At 61.9% G+C, this 26157-nt stretch carries 27 protein-coding genes, 1 tRNA gene and 1 pseudogene; 15 read left to right on the top strand and 14 right to left on the bottom strand.

Annotated features, from left to right (window positions below; genetic code table 11):
* Positions 1–93 precede the first annotated feature (93 nt).
* The 5 genes from plsX (at position 94) to GC125_RS10100 (ending at position 3436) form a co-directional block, all read left to right on the top strand.
* On the top strand, positions 94–1146 hold the full coding sequence (plsX, locus tag GC125_RS10080) for a phosphate acyltransferase PlsX (RefSeq protein WP_151985553.1): 1053 nt from the start codon (positions 94–96) through the stop codon (positions 1144–1146).
* 34 nt (positions 1147–1180) lie between these two features.
* Complete coding sequence (locus tag GC125_RS10085; RefSeq protein ID WP_151985554.1) at positions 1181–2152, top strand: beta-ketoacyl-ACP synthase III; 972 nt, start codon at positions 1181–1183, stop codon at positions 2150–2152.
* Positions 2153–2269: 117 nt separating this feature from the next.
* Positions 2270–2605, top strand: coding sequence for an integration host factor subunit alpha (locus GC125_RS10090; RefSeq protein ID WP_151985555.1), 336 nt, complete (start codon positions 2270–2272; stop codon positions 2603–2605).
* A gap of 130 nt (positions 2606–2735) precedes the next feature.
* Positions 2736–3257 (top strand): MerR family transcriptional regulator, encoded by a 522-nt coding sequence (locus GC125_RS10095; protein WP_151985556.1) that lies wholly within the window; start codon positions 2736–2738, stop codon positions 3255–3257.
* Between the two features lie 102 nt (positions 3258–3359).
* Positions 3360–3436: transfer RNA gene (locus GC125_RS10100), tRNA-Pro, on the top strand.
* 15 nt (positions 3437–3451) lie between these two features.
* Here the strand turns inward: GC125_RS10100 and hmuQ are convergent.
* Positions 3452–3766: a heme-degrading protein HmuQ gene (gene hmuQ / locus GC125_RS10105; RefSeq protein WP_151985557.1), complete on the bottom strand. Its 315-nt coding sequence runs from the start codon at positions 3764–3766 to the stop codon at positions 3452–3454.
* A 191-nt stretch (positions 3767–3957) separates the two neighbouring features.
* Here hmuQ and GC125_RS10110 point away from each other — a divergent pair, with 191 nt between their 5' ends.
* A complete protein-coding gene (locus tag GC125_RS10110; protein ID WP_151985558.1) occupies positions 3958–5001 on the top strand; it encodes an aldo/keto reductase in 1044 nt (347 codons plus the stop codon).
* A 16-nt stretch (positions 5002–5017) separates the two neighbouring features.
* The gene (locus GC125_RS10115) at positions 5018–6046 is read left to right on the top strand and encodes an AbrB family transcriptional regulator (RefSeq protein WP_151985559.1); all 1029 of its coding nucleotides are present in this window, start codon (positions 5018–5020) and stop codon (positions 6044–6046) included.
* Here GC125_RS10115 and GC125_RS10120 read toward each other — a convergent pair.
* The 4 genes from GC125_RS10120 to GC125_RS10135 all read right to left on the bottom strand — a co-directional run bounded on the left by GC125_RS10120 (position 5988) and on the right by GC125_RS10135 (position 10643).
* Positions 5988–7196, bottom strand: coding sequence for an O-antigen ligase family protein (locus GC125_RS10120; protein ID WP_151987777.1), 1209 nt, complete (start codon positions 7194–7196; stop codon positions 5988–5990). The two genes, GC125_RS10115 and GC125_RS10120, sit on opposite strands and share 59 nt — an antisense overlap.
* Positions 7197–7276: 80 nt before the next feature.
* Positions 7277–8836, bottom strand: a complete 1560-nt coding sequence (locus GC125_RS10125) for an undecaprenyl-phosphate glucose phosphotransferase (protein ID WP_151985560.1) — start codon at positions 8834–8836, stop codon at positions 7277–7279.
* A gap of 47 nt (positions 8837–8883) precedes the next feature.
* Complete coding sequence (locus GC125_RS10130; protein ID WP_151985561.1) at positions 8884–10065, bottom strand: glycosyltransferase family 4 protein; 1182 nt, start codon at positions 10063–10065, stop codon at positions 8884–8886.
* 5 nt (positions 10066–10070) lie between these two features.
* Complete coding sequence (locus GC125_RS10135; protein ID WP_151985562.1) at positions 10071–10643, bottom strand: polysaccharide biosynthesis/export family protein; 573 nt, start codon at positions 10641–10643, stop codon at positions 10071–10073.
* A 231-nt stretch (positions 10644–10874) separates the two neighbouring features.
* Here GC125_RS10135 and GC125_RS10140 point away from each other — a divergent pair, with 231 nt between their 5' ends.
* Positions 10875–13061, top strand: coding sequence for a GumC family protein (locus GC125_RS10140; RefSeq protein ID WP_199864539.1), 2187 nt, complete (start codon positions 10875–10877; stop codon positions 13059–13061).
* 27 nt (positions 13062–13088) lie between these two features.
* On the opposite strand, the gene GC125_RS10145 is transcribed toward GC125_RS10140, so the two are convergent.
* Both GC125_RS10145 and GC125_RS10150 read right to left on the bottom strand, forming a co-directional pair.
* The gene (locus tag GC125_RS10145; RefSeq protein WP_151985564.1) at positions 13089–14309 is read right to left on the bottom strand and encodes a GNAT family N-acetyltransferase; all 1221 of its coding nucleotides are present in this window, start codon (positions 14307–14309) and stop codon (positions 13089–13091) included.
* A gap of 127 nt (positions 14310–14436) precedes the next feature.
* A complete protein-coding gene (locus GC125_RS10150) occupies positions 14437–14664 on the bottom strand; it encodes a DUF2842 domain-containing protein (RefSeq protein ID WP_151985565.1) in 228 nt (75 codons plus the stop codon).
* 136 nt (positions 14665–14800) lie between these two features.
* Between GC125_RS10150 and GC125_RS10155 the strand changes: the two genes are divergently transcribed.
* Complete coding sequence (locus tag GC125_RS10155) at positions 14801–15922, top strand: COX15/CtaA family protein (RefSeq protein WP_151985566.1); 1122 nt, start codon at positions 14801–14803, stop codon at positions 15920–15922.
* Between the two features lie 35 nt (positions 15923–15957).
* On the opposite strand, the gene argC is transcribed toward GC125_RS10155, so the two are convergent.
* The 5 genes from argC to GC125_RS10180 form a co-directional block, all read right to left on the bottom strand.
* Entirely contained in the window at positions 15958–16899 is a 942-nt protein-coding gene (argC, locus tag GC125_RS10160; protein ID WP_151985567.1) for an N-acetyl-gamma-glutamyl-phosphate reductase, read from the bottom strand.
* Positions 16900–16977: 78 nt separating this feature from the next.
* Positions 16978–17934 carry an agmatinase gene (gene speB, locus GC125_RS10165; protein ID WP_151985568.1) on the bottom strand — a complete coding sequence of 319 codons (957 nt, stop codon included), beginning with the start codon at positions 17932–17934 and terminating at the stop codon, positions 16978–16980.
* A 178-nt stretch (positions 17935–18112) separates the two neighbouring features.
* The gene (gene rpsI, locus GC125_RS10170; RefSeq protein WP_151985569.1) at positions 18113–18601 is read right to left on the bottom strand and encodes a 30S ribosomal protein S9; all 489 of its coding nucleotides are present in this window, start codon (positions 18599–18601) and stop codon (positions 18113–18115) included.
* 2 nt (positions 18602–18603) lie between these two features.
* Positions 18604–19068, bottom strand: a complete 465-nt coding sequence (gene rplM / locus GC125_RS10175; protein WP_151985570.1) for a 50S ribosomal protein L13 — start codon at positions 19066–19068, stop codon at positions 18604–18606.
* Positions 19069–19276: 208 nt separating this feature from the next.
* Positions 19277–19726, bottom strand: a complete 450-nt coding sequence (locus GC125_RS10180) for a PaaI family thioesterase (RefSeq protein WP_151985571.1) — start codon at positions 19724–19726, stop codon at positions 19277–19279.
* Positions 19727–19832: 106 nt separating this feature from the next.
* Here GC125_RS10180 and GC125_RS10185 point away from each other — a divergent pair, with 106 nt between their 5' ends.
* Positions 19833–20657, top strand: a complete 825-nt coding sequence (locus GC125_RS10185; RefSeq protein ID WP_151985572.1) for an enoyl-CoA hydratase — start codon at positions 19833–19835, stop codon at positions 20655–20657.
* Positions 20658–20666: 9 nt separating this feature from the next.
* On the opposite strand, the gene GC125_RS10190 is transcribed toward GC125_RS10185, so the two are convergent.
* Positions 20667–21314, bottom strand: a complete 648-nt coding sequence (locus GC125_RS10190; protein ID WP_151985573.1) for a 4-carboxy-4-hydroxy-2-oxoadipate aldolase/oxaloacetate decarboxylase — start codon at positions 21312–21314, stop codon at positions 20667–20669.
* The gene (locus GC125_RS10195; protein WP_151985574.1) at positions 21311–22006 is read right to left on the bottom strand and encodes a fumarylacetoacetate hydrolase family protein; all 696 of its coding nucleotides are present in this window, start codon (positions 22004–22006) and stop codon (positions 21311–21313) included. Before GC125_RS10195 ends, GC125_RS10190 begins: the two co-directional genes overlap by 4 nt.
* Positions 22007–22188: 182 nt before the next feature.
* On the opposite strand from GC125_RS10195, the gene GC125_RS10200 reads away from it, so the two are divergent.
* The 5 genes and pseudogenes from GC125_RS10200 to GC125_RS20005 all read left to right on the top strand — a co-directional run.
* A complete protein-coding gene (locus tag GC125_RS10200; protein WP_151985575.1) occupies positions 22189–23211 on the top strand; it encodes an ABC transporter substrate-binding protein in 1023 nt (340 codons plus the stop codon).
* Positions 23208–24023: an ABC transporter ATP-binding protein gene (locus tag GC125_RS10205; RefSeq protein WP_151985576.1), complete on the top strand. Its 816-nt coding sequence runs from the start codon at positions 23208–23210 to the stop codon at positions 24021–24023. Before GC125_RS10200 ends, GC125_RS10205 begins: the two co-directional genes overlap by 4 nt.
* Before the next feature lie 8 nt (positions 24024–24031).
* Positions 24032–24895 carry an ABC transporter permease gene (locus GC125_RS10210; protein WP_151987779.1) on the top strand — a complete coding sequence of 288 codons (864 nt, stop codon included), beginning with the start codon at positions 24032–24034 and terminating at the stop codon, positions 24893–24895.
* A gap of 35 nt (positions 24896–24930) precedes the next feature.
* Positions 24931–25659, top strand: a complete 729-nt coding sequence (locus tag GC125_RS10215) for a GntR family transcriptional regulator (protein ID WP_151985577.1) — start codon at positions 24931–24933, stop codon at positions 25657–25659.
* A gap of 125 nt (positions 25660–25784) precedes the next feature.
* Positions 25785–26150 (top strand): annotated as a pseudogene (locus GC125_RS20005) (VOC family protein); the annotation flags it as partial.
* Between the last annotated feature and the right edge of the window lie 7 nt (positions 26151–26157).

Consider the following 26157-nt stretch of genomic DNA (forward strand, 5'->3'; position numbering starts at 1 on the left):
CGCCCCTGTCGAGTTGTGTGACGGCGCAAAAACAGTATTTTCGGCCCCGCTCAGGAGCCATTCGGCCCCCGAAAGCAGATTGGACGAGATAGCGTGATTACAGTTTCCCTCGATGCGATGGGTGGCGACGAAGGCCCTGCGGTGGTCATTCCAGGCGCTGCGAAGGCTCTCGAGCGCTATCCCGATGTGCGGTTCATCATCTACGGGATCGAATCGCAGTGCCTGCCGATTCTGGAACGCTTTCCGAAATTGCAGGCCGCAAGCCGGTTCGAAGCATGTGAAATCGCCGTTCGAATGGACGACAAGCCGAGCCAGGCGCTCCGCAAAGGTCGCTGGCGATCCTCCATGTGGAAGTCGATCGAGGCAGTAAAGACCGGCGAGGCCGATGTCTGCGTCTCCGCCGGCAACACCGGCGCGCTGATGGCGATGTCCAAATTCTGCCTGCGCACCATGGCGAACATCGAACGCCCTGCGATCGCGGCGATCTGGCCGACGCTGAAGGGCGAAAGCATCGTGCTCGACGTCGGCGCGACCGTCGGTGCGGATGCCCAGCAACTGATCGATTTCTCCGTAATGGGCGCTGCCATGGCCCGTGCGCTGTTCGGTGTGAAGCGGCCGACCGTCGGCCTCCTCAATATCGGCGTCGAAGAGATCAAGGGCCAGGAAGAAGTGAAGGAAGCGGGCCGGCTTCTGCGCGAGGCCAAATTCCTCGATCTCGACTATCACGGCTTCGTCGAAGGCGATGATCTCGGCAAGGGCATCGTCGATGTCGTCGTGACCGAAGGCTTCGCCGGCAACATCGCCCTCAAGACCGCTGAAGGCACGGCGCGCCAGATCGCGTCCTACTTGAAATCCGCGATGTCACGGACCTGGCGGGCCAAGATCGGCTATATTTTCGCGCGCGACGCCTTCCAGAGGCTGAAGGAAAAGATGGATCCGCGCCGCGGCAATGGCGGTGTGTTCCTCGGCCTCAACGGCATTGTGATCAAGAGCCATGGCGGCACCGACGTGGAAGGCTTCGCGGCTGCCGTCGAAGTCGGGCTCGACATGGCGCGCAACGATCTGCGCAAGAAGATCGAAGCGGATTTGAACCTCTATCATGCTCGCCGGGCACCGGCGTTGGCACGGGCAGGCGCCGCGCTCTGATGCGGCATCGTGCTCGGCCGGAACGGGAAAATTGATGATCAGAACAGTCGTCCGGGGCGTGGGTTGTGCATTGCCGAAGCGCATCATGCAGAACCGCGATTTCGAGAATGTGGTCGAGACGAGCGACGAGTGGATCGTCCAGCGCACCGGCATTCGCCAGCGTCACATTGCGGGCGAGGGTGAGACGACGGCGTCGCTCGGCGAGGCGGCCGCGCGGGCGGCACTCGACAATGCAGGGCTGACGCCGGACGACATCGACCTGATCATCCTGGCCACGTCGACGCCGGACAACACCTTCCCGGCGACTGCCGTCAACATCCAGGCGCGCCTCGGCATGAAGCATGGCGCAGCCTTTGATATTCAGGCCGTGTGCACGGGCTTCGTCTATGCGCTGACGACGGCCGATCTCTACATCAAAGGCGGAATGGCACGCCGCGCTTTGGTCATTGGTGCGGAAACCTTCTCGCGCCTGCTCGACTGGAACGATCGCACCACCTGCGTGCTCTTCGGCGACGGCGCGGGCGCGCTCGTGGTCGAGGCTGAAGAAGGCGAGGGCACGGTTGCCGATCGCGGCATTCTTACGACTCACCTGCGCTCAGACGGCTCCCACCGGGAAAAGCTCTATGTCGACGGCGGGCCATCGACCACCGGCACGGTCGGCCATCTGCGCATGGAGGGCCGCGAAGTCTTCAAGCATGCGGTGGGCATGATCACAGACGTGATCGAGGCCTCCTACGAAGCGACGGGGCTGACCTCCGACGATCTCGATTGGTTCGTCCCGCATCAGGCCAATGTGCGCATCATCGACGCCTCGGCCAAGAAGCTCGGCATCGCGCCGGAAAAGGTCGTCATCACCGTCGACCGTCACGGCAACACGTCCGCCGCCTCCATTCCGTTGGCACTCGCAACGGCGGCGGCCGATGGCCGCATCAAGAAGGGGGATCTCGTCCTGCTCGAGGCCATGGGCGGCGGCTTTACCTGGGGCGCCGTGCTCGTCCGCTGGTGATTGGCGACCGCTCCGAAAGCAGCAGGGCTGCTTCCTTGACGCGTGGCTCAAAGCCCAATAATCTCAATTCATTGAGAAGCGTTTTGACATTCGTTTTCGACATTTCGGAACGGGATTATGAGCGGAAAAACGATTACCAGAGCTGACCTGGCCGAGTCCGTATTCCGCAAGGTGGGCCTCTCCAGAACCGAATCTGCTTCCTTGGTCGAGATGGTCATCGAAGAAGTCTGCAACGCCATTGTGCGCGGCGAGACCGTCAAGCTGTCCTCCTTTGCCACCTTTCAGGTTCGCGACAAGAACGAGCGTATCGGCCGCAATCCCAAGACGGGCGAAGAAGTACCGATCTCGCCACGCCGCGTCATGACCTTCAAGGCCTCCAACGTGCTCAAGCAGCGCGTGTTGAAGACCCATCGGGTCCGCCAGACCGGCCAGAAGATCGCTTCCACCGCCTGACCGTTAAGGTCGCCCCATCGAATTCTGTGCACCACATGCGGCTGGGGCTTGAAATAAGTCCGGCAAGCGATTGAAATGCATGTCATTAGGCCCCCTCGTTGTGGTGCCCCTCGTTGCGACGGAGGTTGGCATGGAAAAAAGCCCAGACGCGTTTCGCACGATCAGTGAGGTCGCGGACGATCTCGATCTGCCCCAGCATGTCCTGCGATTTTGGGAAACCCGGTTCACGCAGATCAAGCCGATGAAGCGGGGCGGCGGGCGGCGATATTACCGGCCCGACGATATCGAGCTCCTGAAGGGCATTCGCCACCTGCTCTACGATCAGGGCTACACCATTAAAGGCGTCCAGAAGCTTCTGAAACAGAACGGCCCGAAATTCGTCATCGCCGTCGGCAATGGCGATGTCGCGTCGATGGAAGCGTTGACCGCCGAAGCGGCCACGAATGCGCCAAGTGTCGAGGTCGCCGATCCCGATCAGGTCATCGGCCGCGCCAAGGTGCCGTCCGGACGCCGATTCTTCGGCTTTGGCGGCGAGGGTGACAAGGCGGCAGCCACCGACGGTGCCAATCTCTCCAAGGAAAACAAGGCGCTGCTGCAGGAGGCTCTGTACGATCTGCTGGAGTGCAAACGCCTGCTCGATCAGGTTCGCTGAGTCGTCAGCCGAAGTGCGTGCCGCCCGCGGAATTTGCGCGCGGGCGGGCTTGCCTTGATCGCGGTGAACGACTAGACAGTCCGAGCCTTCACGAAGGCAGGTCGGAGCGTAGCGCAGCCCGGTAGCGCACTTGACTGGGGGTCAAGGGGTCGTGGGTTCGAATCCCGCCGCTCCGACCATTTTTCCCCCAACCCTCATGCCCCCTCGACGATTGTGAATCCCTCGAACTGCGGCGGGCCGAGATACTCTGCTTTCGTGTCGCCTGCATTGCGATGGGCCTGGCGGAACGCGTCAGATTTCGTCCAGTCCTTGAACGCCGCTTCGGACGCCCAGACCGTGTGCGAGGCGAAAAGCGTGTAGCCGTCGTCCGCGTAGACCGGCCCGCGCAGGAGATTGAACTCCTTGAATCCCGGCACGTCGGCCAGCGACGAGCTGCGATTCTTCCAGATATCCTCGAACGCCGTTTCCGACCCGGACTTTACCTTGAAGCGGTTCATGGCAATGAACATGCGATCTCCTGTTCCAGTTGGCAGCGCTTTGAACATGGCGTCGCCGAGGCGTTCGATCAACCACGTGCCCATGCAGGAGATTGTCGCGTCTTGCGCCTATGGGCTTGAAAAAGCGGTGTCGGCTGGTCAAGAAGGGAACTTGCCGGTGGCGGCCGCCGCATGGCTTTTCAAGACAAGCATGAGGATGCCCGATGATCTACCGCAAGCTCGGTCGCACGGATATTGATGTCAGCGCCATCTGTCTCGGTTCGATGACCTGGGGCACGCAGAACAGCGAGGCCGAAGCGCACGAGCAGCTCGACTACGCGGTGGATGAAGGCGTCAATTTCATCGACACCGCCGAGATGTATCCAACGAACCCCATGTCGAAGGAGACGAAGGGCGACACCGAGCGCTTCATCGGCAGCTGGCTCGCGCGATCCGGTCGCCGATCTGACGTGGTGATCGCCACGAAGATCACCGGACCGGGCAGGGACTATGTGCGCGGCGGTCGCAAGATCGATCGCGCCGGGATCCTCGAGGCGGTGGACGAGAGCCTGAAGCGGCTGCAGACGGACTATATCGATCTTTATCAGCTCCACTGGCCGAACCGCGGTTCCTACCATTTTCGCCAGTCCTGGACGTTCGACCCCTCCAAGCAGGACAGCCAGCAGGCGCAGAATGACATTGCCGAAGCGCTGCAGGCGCTGGACGAGGTCGTTAAGGCCGGCAAGGTGCGCCATGTCGGATTGTCGAACGAAAGCGCCTGGGGCACGGCGCAGTATCTGAAGGTCGCGGAAGCCGGCGGCCTGCCGCGTGTGCAGTCCATCCAGAACGAATACAGCCTGATGCAGCGCATCTTCGACCTGGATCTGGGCGAACTCGCCCACCACGAAAATGTCGGCCTGCTCGCCTATTCGCCGCTCGCAGCCGGCCTACTCACCGGCAAATACCAGGGCGACGTCACGCCCGCAGGCACACGCCGTGCGGCAACGCCGGATCTCGGCGGCCGCATCGGCGCCATCTCCTTCGCCGTCATCGATGAATATCTCGCGGTTGCGCGCAAGCACGGGCTTGACCCGGCCCAGATGGCGCTCGCCTTCTGTCTCAGCCGGCACTTCATGACTTCGGTCATCATCGGCGCAACGTCGATGGCGCAGCTGCGCACCAATATCGCCTCCGTCGACGTAACGCTCGGGGACGACGTGCTGGACGACATCCAGGCCATCTACCGCCGCTACCCGGTCCCGATGTGAGCAAAGCCCGGTGACCATGCGGCAGATCAGCGACACGGCGATCATTCTCGCGATCGCTGCTGTAGGGGCAGCCATCGCCACGCTCATCGGCTTTCCGGCGCCGTTTCTGACCGGCCCGGCTGCAGCCGTGTCGCTCGCGGGCGTCGCCGGGGCCCGGCTGACCTTGCCTATGCCGCTCGTCAATTTCGCGCTGATCATGATCGGCATGAGCATCGGCACGGGCGTTACGCCGGAGGTCATCGACACGGCGCGCCAATGGCCGGCAAGCTTCATCGTGCTCGCGCTCAGCCTCGTCGTCATCATGATCGCGACGAGCCGCTACTTGATGCGCATCCATGGCTATGACCGGAACACGGCGCTGCTTTCGGCTGCACCCGGTCACCTGTCGTATGTTCTGTCGCTGTCTTCCGACCTCGACGCCGACATCCGCAGGGTCAGCATCGTGCAGTCGATCCGCGTTCTGGCGATCACGCTGATCGTGCCCGTCGCGATCACCGCGATGGGCGGCAGCACGGATCTGCCGCCGACGGCGCTTGCAACGATGGAGCCGCTCGCGATCGTCCTGATCTTCGTCGCGTCGCTCGCCACCGGGTTGGTCTTCAAGAAACTGCGGGTACCGGCGGCGCTTCTGATCGGCGGCATGGTCGTCTCGACCTTCACGCACCTCACCGGCTTCGTTTCCGGCGTCATGCCCAACTGGCTCCAGATGCCGGCCTTTCTGGTCATGGGAGCGATGATCGGATCGCGCTTCTCAGGCGTTACGCCGCAGATGCTGAAGAGCTCGGTCACCGCCGGCGTCGCCATCACCGTGCTTGCGACGGCGCTCGCAGCTGCCTTCGCGGCTATCATCGCGATTTCGCTCGGCCTGCCGATGACGCAGGTGCTGATCGCTTTCGTGCCGGGCGGCGTGGAAGCGATGGTGGCGATGGCGGTGCTGCTCGACGCGGATCCGGCCTTCGTCGCAGCCCATCACGTCATGCGGCTTTTCATCCTGACCGCGCTGGTGCCGTTGCTGCTCGGGCGCCAGAAGAAACCGAAGACATGACGCGCTCGCGTTGGAAACGCGCCTCCAGTGCGAAGCATCCCCACAAAATGCCGAGCAGCAGATAGAAATGGCGCCAGTGGTCCGTGTCGATCACGGTGCCGATCAGAATATGCCCGAAGAAGACGATGTAAGTCGTGAGAAGATATGGCTGCCATGGTCGGTCGCGCAGCAGGTAGCGGAAGCCGAGCGTCAGCGTCCAGAGCATCAGGCCGAGATAGGTGACGAAGCCGAGCCAACCGTAATCCATCAGCGCCTTCAGCCAGATATTGTGCGTATCTTCGCCGTAGATCGTACCGAAAACGACGGCGCCGACACCGAGCGGCTTTTCCATTGCCAGGATGAAACCGATCTTGTGGCGTTCGAAACGACCGAACCGCGCGCCGTCATAATCCTGGACGAGCTGCGCACGCACCGTGAAGAGATCGGACACGGCATCGAACTGCAGCGCGACGGCCAGGGCGCCGACCATGGCAAGGATGGCGCAGAGTGCTAGCGTGAATATCCGCAGGCGGAACTTCGCGCTCTGCGAACTGATGAGCATGGCGAAGACCATGATCAGGATGCTGACCGCGTATAGCCCCCAAGCCGCGCGTGAAAACGACAGGAAGATCGCGAAGGTCAGGACGAGGAGGGCGGCGAGTTTCAGCGGAGCGGCCGTGATCTTGCCGGTCAGCAGACTGTGGATCAGATAGAGCGCCGGAAGGACGAGATAGGGACCGAAAACGTTCGGATCCTGGAACGCCCCGCGGGCCCGATCGTAGAGAGTGAAGAGCTCCGCGTTGGGAATGGCGCCAAAGTAACCGAGAATGCCGAGCATGGCAGTCGCCAGCGCGCCGAAGACGTAAGCGATGAAGATGAGTTTCAACCGCCGATGGTCGGCTTCGATGATGACGGCAAAGAAGATCGACGTCAGCGCCAGGAAAAGCGACACCGCCATGTAGAGCGGTCCGCCTTCCAAATTGGCCATCTGGGTGAGCGCGATCATTCCTCCGACATTGAAGAGAATGAGCAGCACGACCAGCGGCATGATCGCGCGCGAGAGCGACATGCCGAAGACGGCCCAGAGCCCGATGAGGCCCACCATGAAGAGTTCGTAGGGCGCCGGTTCGTTGATGACGAACCCGGAGAGGAAGACGCCCAACGCCACCATCGCCGCACCGACCAGGCGGAACGAATGAGAGACCGGCGCTGTCGCCGGTCGGAACGTCTCATGGGCGTGGCCGACGAGGCTCAATAGGCGTTCTCCGTATTGAGCAGGCGCAGCGGTGTCAGGAAAAGGATCTTGAGGTCGAGAAACAGAGACCAGTTCTCGATGTAGTAGAGATCGTAGGCCGTACGTTGCTTGATCTTCTCGTCACTGTCGATCTCGCCGCGCCAGCCGTTGATCTGCGCCCAGCCGGTTACGCCTGGCTTGACGCGATGGCGCGCGAAGTAACCATCGACCACTTCAACGAAGAGCCGGTCGCGTGTCTGCGCAAGGACCGCATGAGGACGGGGGCCGACGAGCGAAAGGTTGCCCTTCAAAACGTTGAAGAGCTGCGGGAGTTCGTCGATCGACGTCCGCCGAATGAAGCGACCGACCGGGGTGACGCGCGGGTCGTGCTTCGTGACCGCGAGCAGGGCTGTCGGGTCGCTCATCTCCGTATACATCGACCGGAACTTGAAGACCTCGACCTCTTCGTTGTTGAAGCCGTGGCGCTTCTGCTTGAAAATGATCGGACCCTTCGACGTCGTCTTCACCGCGATCGCGGCCGCCAGCATCACCGGCCAGAGGACCAAAATTGCACCCAGCGAAAAGCAGATGTCGAAGATGCGCTTGGCGACCGAGTCCCAATCGCGGATCGGCCGATCGAAGATATCGAGCATCGGCACATCGCCGACATAAGAATAGGAGCGCGGCCTGAAGCGCAGCTTGTTGGTATGGGCCGCCAGCCGGATATCGAGCGGCAGCACCCACAGTCTCTTCAAGAGCTGCAGGACGCGCGCTTCCGCTGTGATCGGCAGCGCGATGATCAGCATGTCGATCCGCGCGCGGCGAGCGAAATCCACGAGATCGGTCGTGTTGCCGAGCTTCGGATAGCCGGCCACCATGCTCGGCGACCGAGCCTCGTCACGATCGTCGAAGAGGCCGCAGATGCGGATATCGTTGTTCGGTTGCTGTTCGATCTGGCGGATCAGGGTCTTGGCGGTGTCACCACCGCCGACGATGACGGCGCGCCGTTCCATCGTGCCGTCACGCGCCCAGCGCTTGATGGCGAAGGCGGTGAACTGGCGGCTGGCGAACAGGAAGGCGCAGCCAAAGAGGAACCAGACAGCAAACCAGAAGCGCGAGAATTCTTCCCCGATTTTCAGAAAGAACGCCGCCAAGGCCATGATCGCGATCGTCGCACACCAGGCGACGAGCGCCCGTTTGAGCGTGCGCATGGGGGTGCGCAGAGCAGGAACCTGATAGGCGTCGGCCGCCTGGATGAGAAACACCGCAAGCAGGGAGCCGATGATCATGGATGTCGGGTAGCTGATCGCAAAGGCTTCTTGCGGCAGCACATAGATCAGATAGATGCCGATGGCGCCGAGAAAGAGCCCGGCAAATTCGAAGAGGCGCAGAAGCCCGACGATCATGCGCGGCGAGTAGCTTTCTTCGCGCAGCTGCGAGGCGATCTGGTCCGCCAGACGCCGGGTTTCATCGGACGCGTTAGCCACGGGCGTTGCTTCCGACCCGGATTCGCTGTTGACGAGATGCTCGCGAAGCGCCTGCGGGTCGAACAACGGGGCACGTTTGTCGTTCTTCATGAGCGCACGGACCTCTTGATCGGTCCACAACGCCTAGCAGAAAGGAGCTAAGAAAGGCTTGATGGAAAGCGCTTCAGCCCACGCGCGTTGCCCTCATCGAGCGCTGTACCGTAAGCGGACATAACGCCGTCGGCCATGGTCTCGACGGAAAAGCGCTGGGCGAACTGTGCCGCATCGGGCATTTCCGCGTCGAGGCTAAAAGGGTCCACAATAGCCACCGACATCGTCGCTCCGAGCGCGCGCGCATTGCCTGGCTCCACCAAAGCTGCGCTGTCTTTGCCCAAGATTTCGGGAATGCCGCCGACGCGACTTGCGATCACCGGCTTTGAGCTCGCAACCGCTTCCAGCACGATATAGGGCATCGCTTCCGCCCTCGACGGAACGATGACGGTGCGTGCCATCGCGAAAGCCTCGCGCGCCGGCATTGCGGGGCGCATGGTGACGCGATCGGCGAGCCCTAGCGTTTCGAGGGACGATTGGTAACGAGGCTTGTCGTCGCCATCACCAACCATCAGCGCCGATAGCGGCCGGCCCGACAGGCGCTCTGCCTCGACGAAAGCGTCGATGAAGACGTCAGGGCCCTTCAGGTCCCGCATCATGCCGATGTAGAGGAAATCCACTGCGGTTTCGCTCAACCTCACGGGTTCGAATTCGGCGGCGCGCAGTCCGTTATAAACGACTTGGCAAGCCGCGCGCGGAGCGCCGATCTTGCGGGTGTAGACGTCGCGCTCGTAGTCGCAGACGAAGACCAGCCTGTCCGTCATGCGCTCCAGAAAGCGTTCGATCGCGAAGAATACACGGCCCTTCGTTGAGCCTGGGTCATAATGCAGGCTCCCGCCATGCGGCGAATAGAAACGGGCTACGCAATACCCAGATGCCCGTAGGAACGTGCCGGCGAGCCGGGCATAGGCGCCACCTTTGGCGCCATGCCCATGCAACACATCCGGCCGCAATGCTTTGATCTCTCTGTAACTCTTTACCCCGGCGCTGAGATCGCTCGGACTGATGGATCGCCGCATAGGCAGCCGGGTCAGACCCAGCGCCAGATGCGGGCGAATGCTTTCGAACAGCGCGTCTTCATAGGCGCCGCCGGTTGAACTGTCGCAGACGATGCCGACTGCATGTCCTTGCTGGCTGTGACGCTCTGCGAGATCGCGCACATGCCTGAAGATGCCGCCGACGGGCGATCGAAAGCAGTGGATGATGCGCAGGGGTCCTTGAGTGGACATCTGGCTCAGAACAGCCGCTCGCGGACGTAGATCGTGTCACCGGCAATGATCGGATCGGAAATTGGGACGCGGCCTGTGATCACCTCGCCGTTGATCTTGCGGGTGACGTCCGCATCGTTCTGGTTGGCACGCGAGGTGAAGCCGCCGGCAATGGCAATGGCGTTCTGTACGGTCATGCCCGGCACGTAGGAATACTGGCCAGCCGCACCGACTTCTCCCATGATGAAGAAGGCACGGTACTGGTCGACTTCGACCGTGACGTCCGGATCGCGGAGATACCCCTCGCGCAGCTTGGCGGCGATGGCACCTTCCAGTTCCTGTACCGAGCGGCCGCGCGCCGGCACCGAGCCGATCAGCGGGAAGGCCACGTAGCCTGCCTGGTCGATGGAATAGGTGCCTGTGAGGCTCTCTTGCTCGAACACGGTGATACGCAGCCGGTCGCCGGCGTCCAGTTGGTATGGCTGCATGGTTGCCGCGCTGAACCCTTCCGGCGCTGGCCGGTAGCCGGAGCATCCGCCAAGCAGCAGCGAGGCAGCAAGAGTGAGGAGCAGCGCCCGTGGGCGAGGGTTGGCGATCATGAGTTTCCGTCCATGCGCGTTCGACGCAGCCGATCAAGGCTCCCCCACTTATCGAACTGTTAGGGTTAATGGCCGGTAAAGAGGCGTCGAAAGAAGATGTCTCCAAGCATTCACGCGGATCGTCGACGAAATTAACGGTTGAGTTACCATGATTATTTACGGTCGCGCATGAAGCATTCCGCGCGTGCGCCGCTGCGCCCAGTATTCGCGGAGATCCTGAAGGAGCCCAGAATGTCCGGCAATCTATCGTCACGCGGGGATGTCGATATCGATTTGGCCGGTCTGGCCGCTGCGCTCTGGGCGCGAAAGTTCGCGATAGCGGCCAGCGTGCTCATCGTCGGAGCGCTGACTTACTTCACCACAAGCTCCATGGCGCCGCTCTATCGCAGCGAAGCGCGCATCCTCATCGAAGAGCGCGGGTCGGCCTTGTCGCGGACCAGCGAGGGCGGGGCGGTCAGGGATCTCGTTCTCGACGAGCAGGCGATCGCAAGCCAGGTCGAAGTCATCCGCTCCTCCGACCTTCTGCGCGAAATCATCGCCGAACTCGACCTCGGCAGTCGTGCGGAATTCGATCCGGCCGGTCAGCCATCGATGATCGGCGACCTTCTCGTGCTGCTCGGCATCGGCAACGATCCGATCGATGACAGCGCGCAACAGCGCGTTCTCGAAGCCGTGCGCGAAAACATCCAGGTCTATCAGGTGCAGAATTCGCGCGTGATCGCGATCGAATTCTCTTCCGAAGACCCGGAATTGGCTGCGGCCGTCGCCAATGGTCTTGCGGGGGCTTATCTCGAAGTTCAGAGCGGCGCCAAGCTCGATTCCAATGCCGGCGCTGCCGCCTGGCTCGAGCCGGAAATCGCCGAGTTGCGTGGCCGTGTGCGCGATGCCGAAGCGGAAGTTGCAGCATTCCGCGCCGAAAACGGACTTCTTCTCGTCACGGAAAACAATACGCTCGTCACGCGGCAACTCTCGGACATCACCACAGAACTGTCGCAGGTGCGGACGCAGCGCGCCGATGCTGAAGCGCGTGCGTCGAACGTCCGTTCGGCACTCGATGCAGGCCAGTCGGCGGACGCGGTCAGCAGCGTCGTTGACTCGCCTTTGCTCCAGCGCCTACGCGAGCGGCAATCGGAGATCGAGAGCCAGATATCCGATCTTTCGATCACCTTGCTCGACAACCATCCCCGCATTCGCAGCCTGCGCTCGCAGCTTGCCGGCATCGGCACGCAGCTCGATGAGGAAGTCCGCAAGGCGTTGGTCAATTTGGAGGCCAATGCGGCCGTCGCCCGGTTACGTGAAGAGGAACTGACGCAGCAGCTCGATCTCCTGAAGCAAAATTCCGCTCAGGCCGGCACCGACGAAGTCGAGCTTCGGGCGCTCGAGCGCGAAGCTCGGGCCGAACGGGACCTCCTGGAGACCTATCTCGCGCGCTTCCGTGAAACCGTCTCGCGCGGCGACCCCAACGCGCTTCCGGCCGATGCGCGCATCATTTCCAGCGCTGGCGTACCAAGCGAGCCGTATTTCCCGAAAGTGATCCCGGCCGTCATCGTCGCCATGCTCGCGACCGCGCTCATTCACATGATCATCATTCTGCTGCTTGAGCTTTTCTCCGGTCGTGCGCTCCGCGAACGCGTGGTCATCGATGAGACAAGCGCGGCCACGCCCTCCCTTGAACCCGGCCTGATCGCTACGACGGGCACTGCGACTGCAAGCCTTGCTCATCAGCCTCTGGCGGCGTCCGCTCAGCCAGATCCCTCTCTTGCAACTGCGGGGCCGTCTGAGCTCGTGACGCATTCGGCATCGGCCGTCTCGAAAGTGGCGACCGAGGAAGAGGATTTCTCCGTCAACGGCGTCGCCGCCGCCCTGATTTCCAAACGCGTCCAGGTGGTCGCCGGCATCTCGCCGGAAGGCGATGCGGCAACGCTCGGTGCCGTTCTTCTGGCCCGCGCTGTGTCGGATCGGGGCCATCGGGTCCTGACAATCGACATGACGGGCGCCGGTATTCCCGGCGCGACGATGGCCGGGACGGGCCTGCCGGGAATCACCGATCTTTTGTGCGGTTCGGTATCGATCGCCGAATCCATCCACGCCGACTATGCATCGTCGGCCGATATCATCCCGCTTGGAACGGCTGATCCCGAAACCGCCATGCGCGGCGCTTCCAGGATCGCCATGATCATCGAAGCCCTCTCGGACGCCTATGATACGATCATCGTCGAGTGCGGCAGCACCGAGATCACGTCCGTCCAGAAGATGCTGGCAGACCGACCGATCACCGTCGTGATGTCGGTGGTCGATCCGGATGCCTCGATCGTCGCAGAAGAATTCGAAGCGTTGGTAGAAGCCGGCTTTGACGATGCGCTGATCATGCTGGTCGACGAGGACGGCCCCCAGTCTACCCGCAGCAACGCAGCCTGAGGGCTTCGGTCTACTCGGTTTAGCCCGTCAGGATATCCGGCGCTGAATGGCCCGAGCGATCTTGTCGAGCCGGGGATTGGCCTTGATCGCCTGCTTGGTCGATGCGATGGCACGAAGGGTCGCGCCAACGGCACGGCCCTTCGTCGTCAACGGCAGGTAGCAATCGTACTGCGTCGTGATCTGATCGCACCAGGACCGCTTGTAGGCCTCATCGCCGATACCGAAATCGAACATCATCTGGCCGTTGGCGCAGGCATCTTCGATAAGCCGGTAGAACAGAAACTCGCCGATGCTGAGTTCGTCCGCCAATTTTTCGTCGATCGAGCCGAATTGGCAGATCAGGTGCCCGTTCTTGCGCGTTACCCCTGATATCGCGCCGTAGCGCCCATCGGTCAGCTGCACGGCCGAAAGCCGCAGCAATGGCACGGTTTCTTCGGTCTCGGTGACGACCAGCCGACGGAAGAAGGCCTGCACGTCCGGCTTGGCGAAAACATCCAGCTTACCCTGCTTGTCGAAGCGGGCTGCCTTCTGAACGAAGAACGCCTCAAGCAGGCGAAGCGCCGTTTCGGGGTCGTCACCATGCACGATCTCGTAGCCGCCCAGTTCCTCCAGCGTGCGTTCGCCGAGGCGATGCTTCTTGCGCCGCTTCTTGCCATTGATCCGCGACAGCGCTTGGTCGAAGCCGCCGTCGAGCGTCATCTGGAACGCCTGGTTGTTGCTGACGACCCTGTCGAGCGGCATCAACGGGTTGTCCACCCCGCGCCAGCTTTCAGGTGTCCGATAGAGTGCGAGCAGATCGAGCTTCAATCCGGCGTCTGACAACGCAGACGACAGGAGCGGCGGCGAAAACTGCATGTTGTCCGGCGAAAAAAGGCCGAAATTCAGATTGCTGAAGGACGTGCCGATATAGCGGCCGACCTTTGCGCCACCCTGGCTGATGATTTCGAGCGGCAGCATGATCCGACCGCCGCCGGTGAAATGAAGCAGCACGACGACCGGTTCGGTACCTGTGGCTTCAAGCCAGTTGCGGCACCAGTCGTAGCCGAGGTGAACGGATGTGAAGAACTGCGTTTCGAGCGAGCGCCATTGGCGTTCGGCCTCTTCGATGCTGCCGAAAATCTCGACGCGCTCGACCGTCTGCGCAGCGCCTGGAGCAGGCACGTGCGATGTCACGCCAGCGATCAGCGGTGCTTCGATCGGTTCACCGGTTGTCTTGCGCGCAACTTCCATGGGTACGATCCTCGTCATCAAACGACCTCGTCACGATGCGCGCGAGGATGGTGGATCGTCCTGAACAAAGCGTTGTCCAATCCGCTCTTGGATGGATGAAAATGGGCAAGGTCCCCGATTAAGTCGTCCCATGCTTTCGGTGACGTTAATCCAAAAGATCGGATTTTCTCTTTGGCGGACGTTCCATCCAACTGATGAGAAGCATGGCCGGTACGACCCAAAGCACGCCGGAGAAGAGGAAATAGAGGAGATGCACCCACCAGGGCGATTCCGCCAGGCGATAGGTCGCGATGGTCGTGGCGACGAGCGCGTAGATGATGACCAGTGCGACGATGGCGAAGGTGCCGATGAACTTCTTGAGGCGGACGGGCATGGTGGTCTCCTTGATCCTTCACATAGCTGGTCGAGCGGCTCAGGCAAAGCGGCGCGACGCCATGCCGCAAAGCTCTTCGCCTTGAATTGAAGGGCAGGGTGGGGCAAATGCCATGGCAACCCGCAAGGACAGTGCAATGACCGTACTCGACGCCGTCTCACCCGCCTCCAGTCCCTCCGAAATCGCCGCCCAAGCTCGTCGCGGCGAACTGGAATCGAACCGTCGGATGGTGCGTCTCTGGCTCGGGATCGTCATGCTGGCGATTTTTGCGCTCGTCATTGTCGGCGGCGCGACTCGCCTTACGGAAAGCGGGTTGTCCATCACCGAGTGGAAACCCATTCACGGCGTGATCCCGCCGCTCAGCGTCGAGGAGTGGCAGGAGGAGTTCGATCTCTACCGACAGATCCCGGAATATCAGGAAATCAATCGCGGCATGAGCCTCGACGAATTCAAGACGATCTTCTGGTGGGAGTGGGCGCACCGGCTTCTCGCGCGCGCCGTCGGCGTCCTCTTTGCCGTCCCGCTGGTGTTTTTCTGGGCCACCGGCCGCATAGAGCCGCGCCTGCGCTGGCCGCTCGTCGGCCTGTTTTTCATCGGGGGGCTGCAAGGCTTCGTTGGCTGGTGGATGGTCGCGTCCGGTCTGAGCGAACGGGTGGATGTGAGCCAGTATCGCCTGGCGGTGCATCTGACACTCGCCTGTATCATCTTCGCCAGCATCATGTGGGTGTCGCGCGGCCTTGCCCCCCATTCCCCGGACGCGCCACCGACCGAGCGCTCGCACCTGGCCGCCGGCGGACTCGTGCTGTTCATCGTCTTCCAAATCTATCTCGGCGCGCTTGTGGCGGGTTTGAATGCCGGCTTTGCGTTCAACACCTGGCCGCTCATCGACGGCGCCTTCATTCCCGCCGGCCTGTTCGTGATGGATCCGGCTTGGCTAAACTTCTTCGAGAACGTCAAGATGGTGCAGTTCACGCACCGCATGACGGCCTATGCGATCTGGTTCGCCGTTTTGGTCCACATGATCGCGGCGCTGCGCCATGGCGCCGGCAGCACCCATGCCAACCGGGCTGTCGTGCTGTTCTTCCTTGTTACGATGCAGGCGCTGATCGGCATCATCACGCTGGTCATGGTCGTACCGCTCGGCTGGGCACTTCTGCACCAGGCGTTCGCCGTCGTCGTGCTCGGTTTTGCGGTGGCGCACTGGCGCGCGTTCTACGGATCCTACGCGCCGACCGGCCGGCTTGCCGAAGCCGGCTGATCGGTCATCAAAATTGGAAAGACTGCTGACGCCTGTCAGTCGACAGGCGTGATCCCGAGCATCAGGTCCATGTTCTGGACGGCAGCGCCCGAAGCGCCCTTGCCGAGATTGTCCAGAATGGCGACCAAATTGACGTGCTCGCCGCCTTCCGACCCGAACACGTAAATCTTCATCGTGTCCTTGCCGTTCAGCGATGTCGGGTCGAGGCGCTGGATCGCCATGCTCTCGTCGATATCGACGACGGTGACGATCTCCTGGCCGCGATAGTGCTCGGCAAGCGCCTCATGCACGCTGCGAAGTGAAGGGGAGCCATCGAGATCGGCGAGATGCAGCGGCACCTGCACGGCCATGCCCTGAGCGAACCGTCCGACGGATGGCGAAAAGAGCGGCGTCCGCTTCAAGCCACTGCGTATCTTGATCTCGGGGACATGCTTGTGCGCAAGCGACAGCCCGTAGAGGAAATGCGGTGCGCCGAGATAGTCCGGCCGGCTTTCGTCCTCCATCTGCGCGATCAACTGCTTGCCACCACCCGTATAGCCGGAAACGGCGTTGATCGTGATGGGGTACTCCGTGGGAAGCAGCCCCGCGTCGACCAGCGGCTTCAGGATGCCGATGGCGCCCGTCGAGTAGCAGCCGGGATTCGACACGAAACGGGCAGATGCAATCTGCTCGGCGCGCTCGGGATCGGACTCGGCGAACCCATAGACCCAGTCGGGATCGACGCGATGCGCCGTACTCGTGTCGATGATGCGTGTGGTGGACGAAACGCCAAGCATTGATACGGCTTCCTTCGCGCCGTCATCGGGCAGGCAGAGGATCGCGATGTCGGCTTCCCGCAGGAATTCCTCGCGCAGCGCGGTGTTCCGGCGCTCCTCTTCCGGGATGGAGATGATCTCGATATCCGTGCGCTCCGCCAGGCGCGAGCGGATCTGCAGACCCGTTGTGCCATGCTCGCCATCAATGAAGATCTTCGCCATGTCCGTCATCCCGTTTGTGAGCGAATCCAGACGCTTGAACGCGAGGCCGGATTCACCCTGTGAGCGCGTTGACTCCAACTATGAACGTTCGATCGCGCGCCGTTCAGCCATGAGGCCGAGCGTATACATGGCGACACTGGCACCGGCAATGGCCGTCACATCCGCGTGATCGTACGGTGGAGACACCTCCACAACATCGCCGCCACGGATATCGAGGCGTCGCAACTGCCGGAGAATAGAGAGCATCTTGGCGGTCGACGGGCCGCCTGCAACTGGCGTTCCCGTGCCCGGCGCGTAGGCGGGATCGAGGCAGTCGATGTCGAAAGTCAGGTAGGCCGGGCGATTGCCGACGCGCGCGAGGATCCGAGAGGCGACGTCGCCCGTGCGCATCTCTTCCAACTCGTGGCCATAGATGATCTGGATGCCGAAATCCTCAGGCGCGTGGGTGCGGATGCCGATCTGGATCGACGTGTCTGGATCGACCAGCCCTTCGCGCACGGCGCGCGCCACGAAGGATCCGTGATCGATGCGCTTGCCATCGTCGTCCCACGTGTCCTGATGGGCATCGAACTGGACGAGCGAAAGGGGACCATGGCGCGCCACATGTGCCTTCAAAAGGGGCCAGGTGACGAAGTGGTCGCCACCGAGCGTGAAGAGAAATGCGCCGGTATCGAGGATGCGGCTGGCTTCTGCTTCGATCCGGTCGGGCGTTTCCTGGTGATTGCCATAGTCGAGCAGGCAATCGCCGTAATCGACGACTGCGAATTCGGCGAATAGGTCCCGTTCGAACGGATATTGCGGGTCGTTATCGAAAATCGCGGAAGCACGGCGGATCGCCTGCGGGCCGAAGCGCGCACCCGGCCGGTTGGAAACGGCTGCGTCGAAGGGGATGCCCCACACCACGGCATCGGCGCCGGTGACGTCCTTGCGATAGGGCCGGCGCATGAAGGATAGAGCACCGGCATAGGTCGGGTCGAACGCCGCCCCGGTCAAGTCGTTGGCATTGAAGGCGTGATCGATCGACGTCGATGGCATGGGCACTAATCCTTTTTGGACGAAAGGCAGCAGCCGAAAACCAGCGCTGCGATTTCGAAAATTGGTAAGGCAGCCATAAGATGGGACGAGGGGACCCGGTTGAGAAGGCCAATGCTGCATCGCAACGAAAAAAGGCGGAGCCGAAGCCCCGCCTTTTGATTTGGCAGTCGTCCGAAGCTTAGCGCTTGGAGAACTGGAACGAACGACGGGCCTTCGCCTTGCCGTACTTCTTACGCTCGACGACGCGGCTGTCGCGCGTCAGGAAGCCGCCCTTCTTGAGGACGCCGCGCAGTTCCGGCTCGTAATAGGTCAGAGCCTTGGAAATGCCGTGACGAACCGCGCCGGCCTGGCCGGAGAGACCGCCACCGGCGACCGTGGCGATGACGTCGAACTGGCCGGTACGCGCTGCGGCGACGATCGGCTGCTGCAGAACCATCTGCAGAACCGGGCGCGCGAAGTACTTCGCGAACTCGCGGCCATTGACCGTGATCTTGCCGGAGCCTGGCTTGACCCAAACGCGAGCAACAGCGTCCTTGCGCTTGCCGGTTGCGTAGGAACGGCCCTGTGCATCGACCTTGCGGACGTGCGCCGGCTGAGAAGCCTGGGCGGCGCCGGCGGTCACGCCGGTTGCCTGGCCGAGGTCCTGGAGGGAATTCAGTTCAGCCATGATCAGGCAGTCCTCTTGTTCTTGGTGTTCAGCACGCCGATGTCGACGGTCTCGGGCTGCTGGGCTTCATGCGGATGGTTGGAGCCTGCATAGACGCGCAGGTTCTTCATCTGGCGACGGCCGAGCGGACCGCGCGGGATCATGCGCTCGATCGCCTTTTCGAGGATACGCTCCGGGAAGCGGCCTTCGAAAATCTGGCGCGCGGTGCGCTCCTTGATGCCGCCGGGATAGCCGGTGTGCCAGTAGTATTTCTTGTCGGTGTACTTCTTGCCCGTCAGCACGGCCTTTTCGGCGTTGATGATGATGACGTTGTCACCATCGTCGACATGCGGGGTATAGGAAGGCTTGTGCTTGCCGCGCAGGCGGGTGGCGACGAGGGTGGCGAGACGGCCGACAACGAGTCCTTCGGCGTCGATCAGCACCCACTTCTTCTCCACCTCTGCAGGCTTCTGCGAGAAGGTCTTCATGGATATCACTCTTTCGTTCGGGTCCCGAACCATGCGTGCACGGCAAGGGCGCTTCTTGTTGCTTGTCTTGGCCAGGCCAAGTGCGGCCCGCATGGATCCATGCGTGGCTGCGAGCGGTGTATAACCCAAGCGCCCGAAACGCGCAATCGCGACGAATTCGCTCATCTCAAAATTAAGACAGCAAGAACAATAGCTTAATGATGTGGTATTATTTTACCGTAGTTTCTGCCTGCGGTGGGATCGAATAGGTGGCGGATGCCTGCGCCACGATCGTTCCCGCTTCGTCCGTGATGATCACGTCGACCACCGCCAGCCGCTTGCCGAGCTTGAGCAACCGGCATCGCGAATAGAGCGGAACGCCGTCGGCCGGCTTGCGCAGGAAATTGATGGTGAGATTGGTGGTGACGGCCAGCGCGACCGGCCCGATATGGGCGAGGATGACGACGTAGGCCCCGAGATCGGCGAGCGCGAACAGCGTCGGACCCGAAACGGTCCCGCCCGGGCGAAGATGGCGACGATCGGGCATCAGCCGCAGCACCGCCGCGCCGGGTTCGACCTCGGTCACCGCATAGAACGGCCCACCCTCGTTGATCTGCGGAAATTCCTGCGCCAGAAAAGCTTCCAGCGCGTCGATGTTCATGACCGGTTTCACGGCAATCCTTTGGTCTCGATCTCGGCGCGCAATTGAAAGCGCTGGTCCGGCCCCGTCAAGTCGTGCCAGAAATCGACTGAAGCAAAGACGTGATCAGAGGAGCCGGCATAGCATGGCCGACATCGTTTCGATGAAGCAGAAGCAGGACACGGACGCATTGATCGTCGCTGACAGGTATGACGGCATACTCCGGCTGTCGCTTAACAATCCGCCGGCGAACGCCCTGTCCGTCGCACTCATGGAAGCGCTGCTGCGTAACCTGGAAGAGGCGCGGGACGATGCGCAAACGCGTGTCATCATCATCGCTTCTCTGGCGAAGGTATTCTCCGCCGGCCACGATCTGAAGGAATTGCAGCGCCATCGTTCCGAAGACGACGGGGGCCGTGAATTCTTCGATAAGACGATGCGGCTTTGCGCGAAGCTGATGCAGACGATCGTGGCGCTGCCGAAGCCCGTGATCGCCGAAATCGACGGGATCGCCACGGCGGCCGGCTGCCAGCTCGTCGCCTCCTGCGATCTCGCCATCTGCACCGATACCTCCGGCTTCGCGACGCCGGGCGTCAATATCGGGCTCTTCTGTTCGACGCCGATGGTCGCCCTGTCGCGCGCCACGCACCGCAAGCAGGCTATGGAAATGCTGCTGACTGGCGAGACGATCGACGCGTCGACTGCCAAGGAATTCGGCATCGTCAACAGGATCGTGCCGAAGGAATATCTGCGCCAGGTGGTCGACAAATACGCCGCCGTCATTGCGTCCAAATCACCGCTGACGGTGAAAATCGGCAAGGAAGCCTTCTACCGGCAAGCGGAAATGAGCCTGGAAGATGCCTATGATTACACGGCGCGCGTGATGGTCGAGAACATGATGGCGCGGGACGCCGAAGAGGGCATCGCGGCCTTCATCGACAAGCGCAAGCCAGAATGGACGGGTGAATAGGCGGGCAGCCTACCGGTCTCTCAAACCGAGCAGATCCATCGTCGTCTGCCCGGCGCGCAGAGCGCCACGCATGGCGGCCTCTTTCTCCTCGCGATTTCGTGCGGCCTCGATGGCGGATGCGATCATCGCCTGGGGAACGATGACGACGCCGTCTTCGTCGCCGACGACGATGTCGCCGCGATGGATGGTTGTTTTCCCAAGTATGATGGGCGCGCCGAGCGGTGACGTCCGGACCTTGTCCGTTCCCTCGATGCACAATCCCCGGGCAAAGACGGGAAAGCCCATCGCCCGCAATGTCGTCGCATCGCGCACACAGCCATCGATGACGAGGCCGGCGATGCCACGCGCCTGACAGGCTTCGGCGAGAACATCGCCGAACGGCCCGTCGCCCATCGATGATTCGTGGTCGACGACGAGAATTTCGCCGGCGGCTGCAGCCACGATGGCCTTGTGGATCATCAGATTGTCGCCAGCGGGGCAGAAGACCGGAAAAGCCGGCCCGCAAAGCCGAGTATCCCGATCGATCGGTTGGATGGCGGCGGGCAGGGCGCCGATCCTGCCCATCGCTTCATGCAGGGTGGCGGACGAAAAGCACGCCAGGGCAGCAAGCTGCCCCGGACCCACCGAAGCCAGACCTTCGTCCGCCCTGTCGGTCATTTCGCGGGATCGCCGATCTTGACGGTCAGCGGCTCCAGCCCGTCGATCGTGCCGACAAGTTCGTCGCCCGTCTTCACCGGTCCGACGCCGTGGGGCGTGCCGGTGAGGATGATGTCGCCCGCTTTCAGCTCGTAGAATTCAGACAGCTTGGAGATGATCTCCGGCAGCGACCAGATGAGCAGGCTCACATCCGAATCCTGACGCGCTTCGCCGTTGACGGTAAGCTTGATGTTGCCCTTCTCGATGTGTCCGGACTGTTCAACCGGCGTGATCGGACCGCAAGGGCAGGATTCGTCGAACGACTTGGCGATTTCCCACGGGCGGCCGCCGCCCTGGATGTCGCGACGCGTCATGTCGATGCCGACGCCATAGCCGTAGACGTGGTCGAGCGCCTTGTCCTCGGGAATGTTGTAGCCGCCCGACTTCAGCGCCATCACGAGTTCCAGCTCGTAATGGAAGTCCTTGGTCATCGTTGCGTAGGCGATGGTCGAGCCGGACTCGACGATCGAGTCGGTCGGCTTCTGGAAGAAGATCGGCGGATCGCGGTCTGCGCTTCCGCCCATTTCTTCAACGTGCGCCACATAGTTGCGGCCGACGCAATAGATGCGCCGAACCGGGAAACGCTCGTCCTTTCCGACGACCGGCAGCGACGCCGCCTTCGGCCGTTCGATGACAAAGCCTTCATGACCCATGATATTCTCCTCCTCAGGGTGCCGGCGCCAAAGACGCCGATCGTGAAATCGATGAAAAACGGTTTAACGCAAAAAAATAGATATTTGACAACAAAAAAATGAAAAGTATGGTTTGAGGTGTGGCGGCGCCACAGGTCCGATGGGGAGTTCGGGCCGAATTCAACATCCAAGGGAGGATGGCTATGCACGGATATCGGAATTGGCGGATCGCGTTTGCAGCATCGCTGCTGGTGGCTGCTCCGCTCGGCCTAACGACGGCGAACGCGCAAGACATGATGCAGTTGACGGTGGCGGTACCGAACCCGTCGGCGATCAACAATTTCCCGCTCTTCGTGGCGATGGGCGAGGGATATTTCGAAGAGGAAGGCCTTGAACTGACGGTCGAGGCACTGAACGGGTCGGCAGCCGTTCTCCAGGTCATGGCATCCGGCCAGGCGCAGATCGGCAACCCGGGACCCGGGCCATTGCTCTCGGCCCGTGCGCGCGGCGAAGACGTGGTCTTCATCTACAACCAGTATCCGAAGTCCATCTTCGGCCTGATGGTTCCGGAAGAATCCGAAGCTCAGGGTCCGGCCGATCTCGACGGCACCACGGTCGGCGTCGGCACGGCCGACGGCGCGGAAGTCGCGTTTACGCGCGGCATCCTGCAGGATGCCGGTCTGACGGAAGGCGAAAACTACGAGTTCCTCACTGTCGGCGATGGCGGCACGGCGGCTGCAGCGTTCCTCGGCGAAGAAGTCGACGCCTATGCCGCCGCGGTCAGCGACGCGGCCATCATCGAGTCGCGCGGTATTCCGCTGCGCGAAATCACGCCCGAGGAATATCTCTCCTTCTTCGGCAATGGCTGGGCCGTCACGGGCCAGTTCATCGAGGAGAACCCGGAAGCGGTTGAAGGCTTCGGTCGTGCGCTGGTGCGGGCCACCCGCTTCGGTCTCGACCCGGCCAACCGTGAAAAGGTTCTCGAGCACACGACGGCCGGCAATCCCCAGGAAGGCGAGGACACCGAGTTCGCAAACGCGCTTCTCGATGCCGTGATGGAGCGCATCCAGCCGGTCGACGACAGCAATGGTTATGGCTACCAGCCGCCGGAGCACTGGGAAGCCTGGCACCAGAGCCAGCTCGACACGGGCGGCCTTGCCGAACCGCTGGAAAACCTCGAGGAAGCCTACAACAACGACTTCGTCGAAGCGTGGAACGCGGAATGACCATAGCGGCACAAAAAGCCGCGGCACTGCAGGCCGACCCCAAGGGTCGGCCTGTCTACCAGTTGCGCGGCGTTTCCAAGCATTATGCCCATGGTCATATCAAGGCACTCGATACGATCGACCTGACATTGCGGGAGGGCACCTTCTCCTCCGTCATCGGTCCTTCGGGCTGTGGAAAGTCGACGCTTCTGAAGATCATGGCTGGCCTGGTCTCGCCGACCAGGGGCAGCGTCGTGCTCGAAGGCAAGCCCGTCACAGGCGCGCGTCGCGACATCGGCATGATGTTCCAGCAGGCGACGCTCTTTCCCTGGCGCACGACGGCGGAAAACATTCTGCTGCCGATCGAGGTGCGCGATGGTCGAGCCGCCGCGAAAGCTGCGCGTGGAGCGGCTGAAGAACTTCTCAATACGGTCGGCCTCAAAGGGTTCGAGAATGTCTATCCGACGCAATTGTCGGGTGGCATGGCGCAGCGCGCCGCGATCTGCCGGATGCTCGTCACCAAGCCGAGCGTACTGTTGCTCGACGAGCCTTTCAGCGCGCTCGATGAACTCGCCCGCGACTTCATGAACATCGAACTCCAGCGCATCTGCATGGAGCGCAACGCCACCGCGTTCCTCGTCACGCACTCCATTCCCGAAGCGGTGTTCCTGTCCGACATCGTCTACGTCATGTCGTCGCGGCCGGGCCGTTTCGTCGAGACGATCGAGATCGATCTGCCGCGGCCGCGCACCGTGGAGATGCTGGTCGATCCTGCCTTCGGCCAATATGTGAACCGCATTCGCAACCGTCTGGACAAGGGAGCCTTCGTATGAGCTCGGCAATGACGGACGTTCCCCTTCACGCCGATGGCGAGACTGTCTTTCCGGAGACCGTGTGGGAGGAAGAGGTCGCCTTCATCGACCGAATCCCGCGCCCGATCGCGATGATCGGCATCCTGGTGGTGTTCATCGCCGTCTGGCAGGGGCTCACCTCTTTCGGCATCGTCTCCCGGATCATTCTGCCGACGCCATGGGAAACTGCGAAGGACATCGTTTTTGTCGGCAAGAACCTCTTCAGCGGCGGCTACATGCTGGAGGCCTTCTGGATGACGACCAAGGCGGTGCTCATGGGATTCGTCTATGCGCTGATCTTCGGCTTTTCGCTCGGCATTCTGGTCGGGGAAACCTCGTTCGGCGAACGGGCCGTTCTACCTTACCTGGTTGCGATCGATACGATGCCGAAGGTTGCCTTCGCGCCGCTGTTCCTGGCATGGCTCGGGTTCGGTATAGCGTCCAAGGTGGCGCTAGCGGCATTCATCGCGACGTTCCCGATCGTGGTGGCGGTGGCGGCCGGTCTGCACGCGGCCGACGACAATGCACGTATGCTCTTTCGCACCATGGGCGCCACCCGCTGGCAGACCCTGTTCAAGATGAAACTGCCGATGGGGCTTCCGCATATCTTCACCGGCCTCAAGATCGCGGCTGTCGGTGTCATGGCGGGCGCAATCACGGCGGAGTTTCTAGGCGGTGGAAACGGCTTTGGCGAATTGATCCGAGTTGCTGCATCTCAGCTCAATACGCCGCGCGTCTTTTCCCTGATCCTCTATCTCAGCCTGCTGGGCTTCGCGCTATTCTGGTCTGTGGTTTGGCTTGAGCGCCGTTTGGTGTTTTGGCATAGCTCCACCGTCTCGGGCATCAACAAATAGGGATGGCGCTGATAGCGCCATCGGCATCGGAATCCATGACAATCATCGAGGCATTCGATTCGAAATCGTCCGCTGGCGACGCGAGGCGGGAAAAGACAACGGCGGCAACCCTCGTTTACCGCGAGTTGCGCCGTGACATTCTGCAGGGTCGCCTGAAACCCCGGCAAAAGCTTCTGATCGAAGCTTTGGCCGAGCACTATCAGGTTGGCGCCAATCCGGTGCGCGAAGCCTTGAACCGGCTCTCCAGCGAACGTCTGGTCGACCGCGAAGAGCAGCGGGGCTTTTTCGTGCCGCCGCTGTCGCTCGCCCATTTTCGCGAACTGGTGACGACCCGCTGCTGGCTCGAATCGAGGGCGTTGCAGGAATCAATCGCCAACAGCACGGATGCGTGGGAGGAGCGCATCGTCGTCGCCTTCCACCGCCTGTCGCGCACGCCCTTCAAGGCACCCCAGCAGGACGGGCAAGCGGAAAACCATGAGTGGGAAGCGCGCCACCGCGTCTTCCACGAGGCGCTGATCTCCAATTGCGGGTCGTCCTGGCTGTTGAAGTTTTGCGGCGAGCTCATGGATCAGGTGGAGCGCTACCGCTACATCTCCATGACGACCACCTATCCGAGACGCGATTCCAACGAGGAACACCGGCTCATCATGGAAGCCACGTTGGATGGCGACGCTCCGACCGCCACGGAACGGCTGGTCTCGCAATATCAGCTGACGCTGAAGCTCCTGGAGGAGCAGTCGTCTTTTCCAAACACAGATGGCTGAACGGACCGTCGGGCTGCTCCCAGCCTCGACCTTGTCACTCCGTTTCGATAGACCTTCGCACGACACGGTCTGCGCATCGCCTGCCCACACTTTTGGAGCGGCGATCGAGGCGGAGGAGATATGATATGACGTTACCGGAACCGCGCATCTCGTTGATCACGCTCGGCGTGCGGGATCTCAAGCGCGCCACCGCGTTTTACGAGGCGCTTGGCTGGCGACGCGCGGCACCCTCTCAACCGAGCGTCACCTTCATTCAGCTCGGCAATATCGTCCTCTCGCTTTTTTCGCGCGAGGAATTGGCGAAGGACGCGACGGTGGATGCCGATGGCAATGGGTTCTCCGGAGTTACGCTTGCCTACAATACCCGCTCGACCGATGAAGTTGATGAGATCGTCGCGCAGGCCGTCGAGTGCGGCGGCAAGCTGGTGAAGCAGCCCGAGAAGGTATTCTGGGGCGGCTATTCCGGCTACTTCGCAGACACCGAAGGGCATCTTTGGG

Origin of the sequence: Rhizobium sp. EC-SD404, from assembly GCF_902498825.1 — a bacterium.
In the GTDB taxonomy this organism is placed as follows: domain Bacteria; phylum Pseudomonadota; class Alphaproteobacteria; order Rhizobiales; family Rhizobiaceae; genus Georhizobium.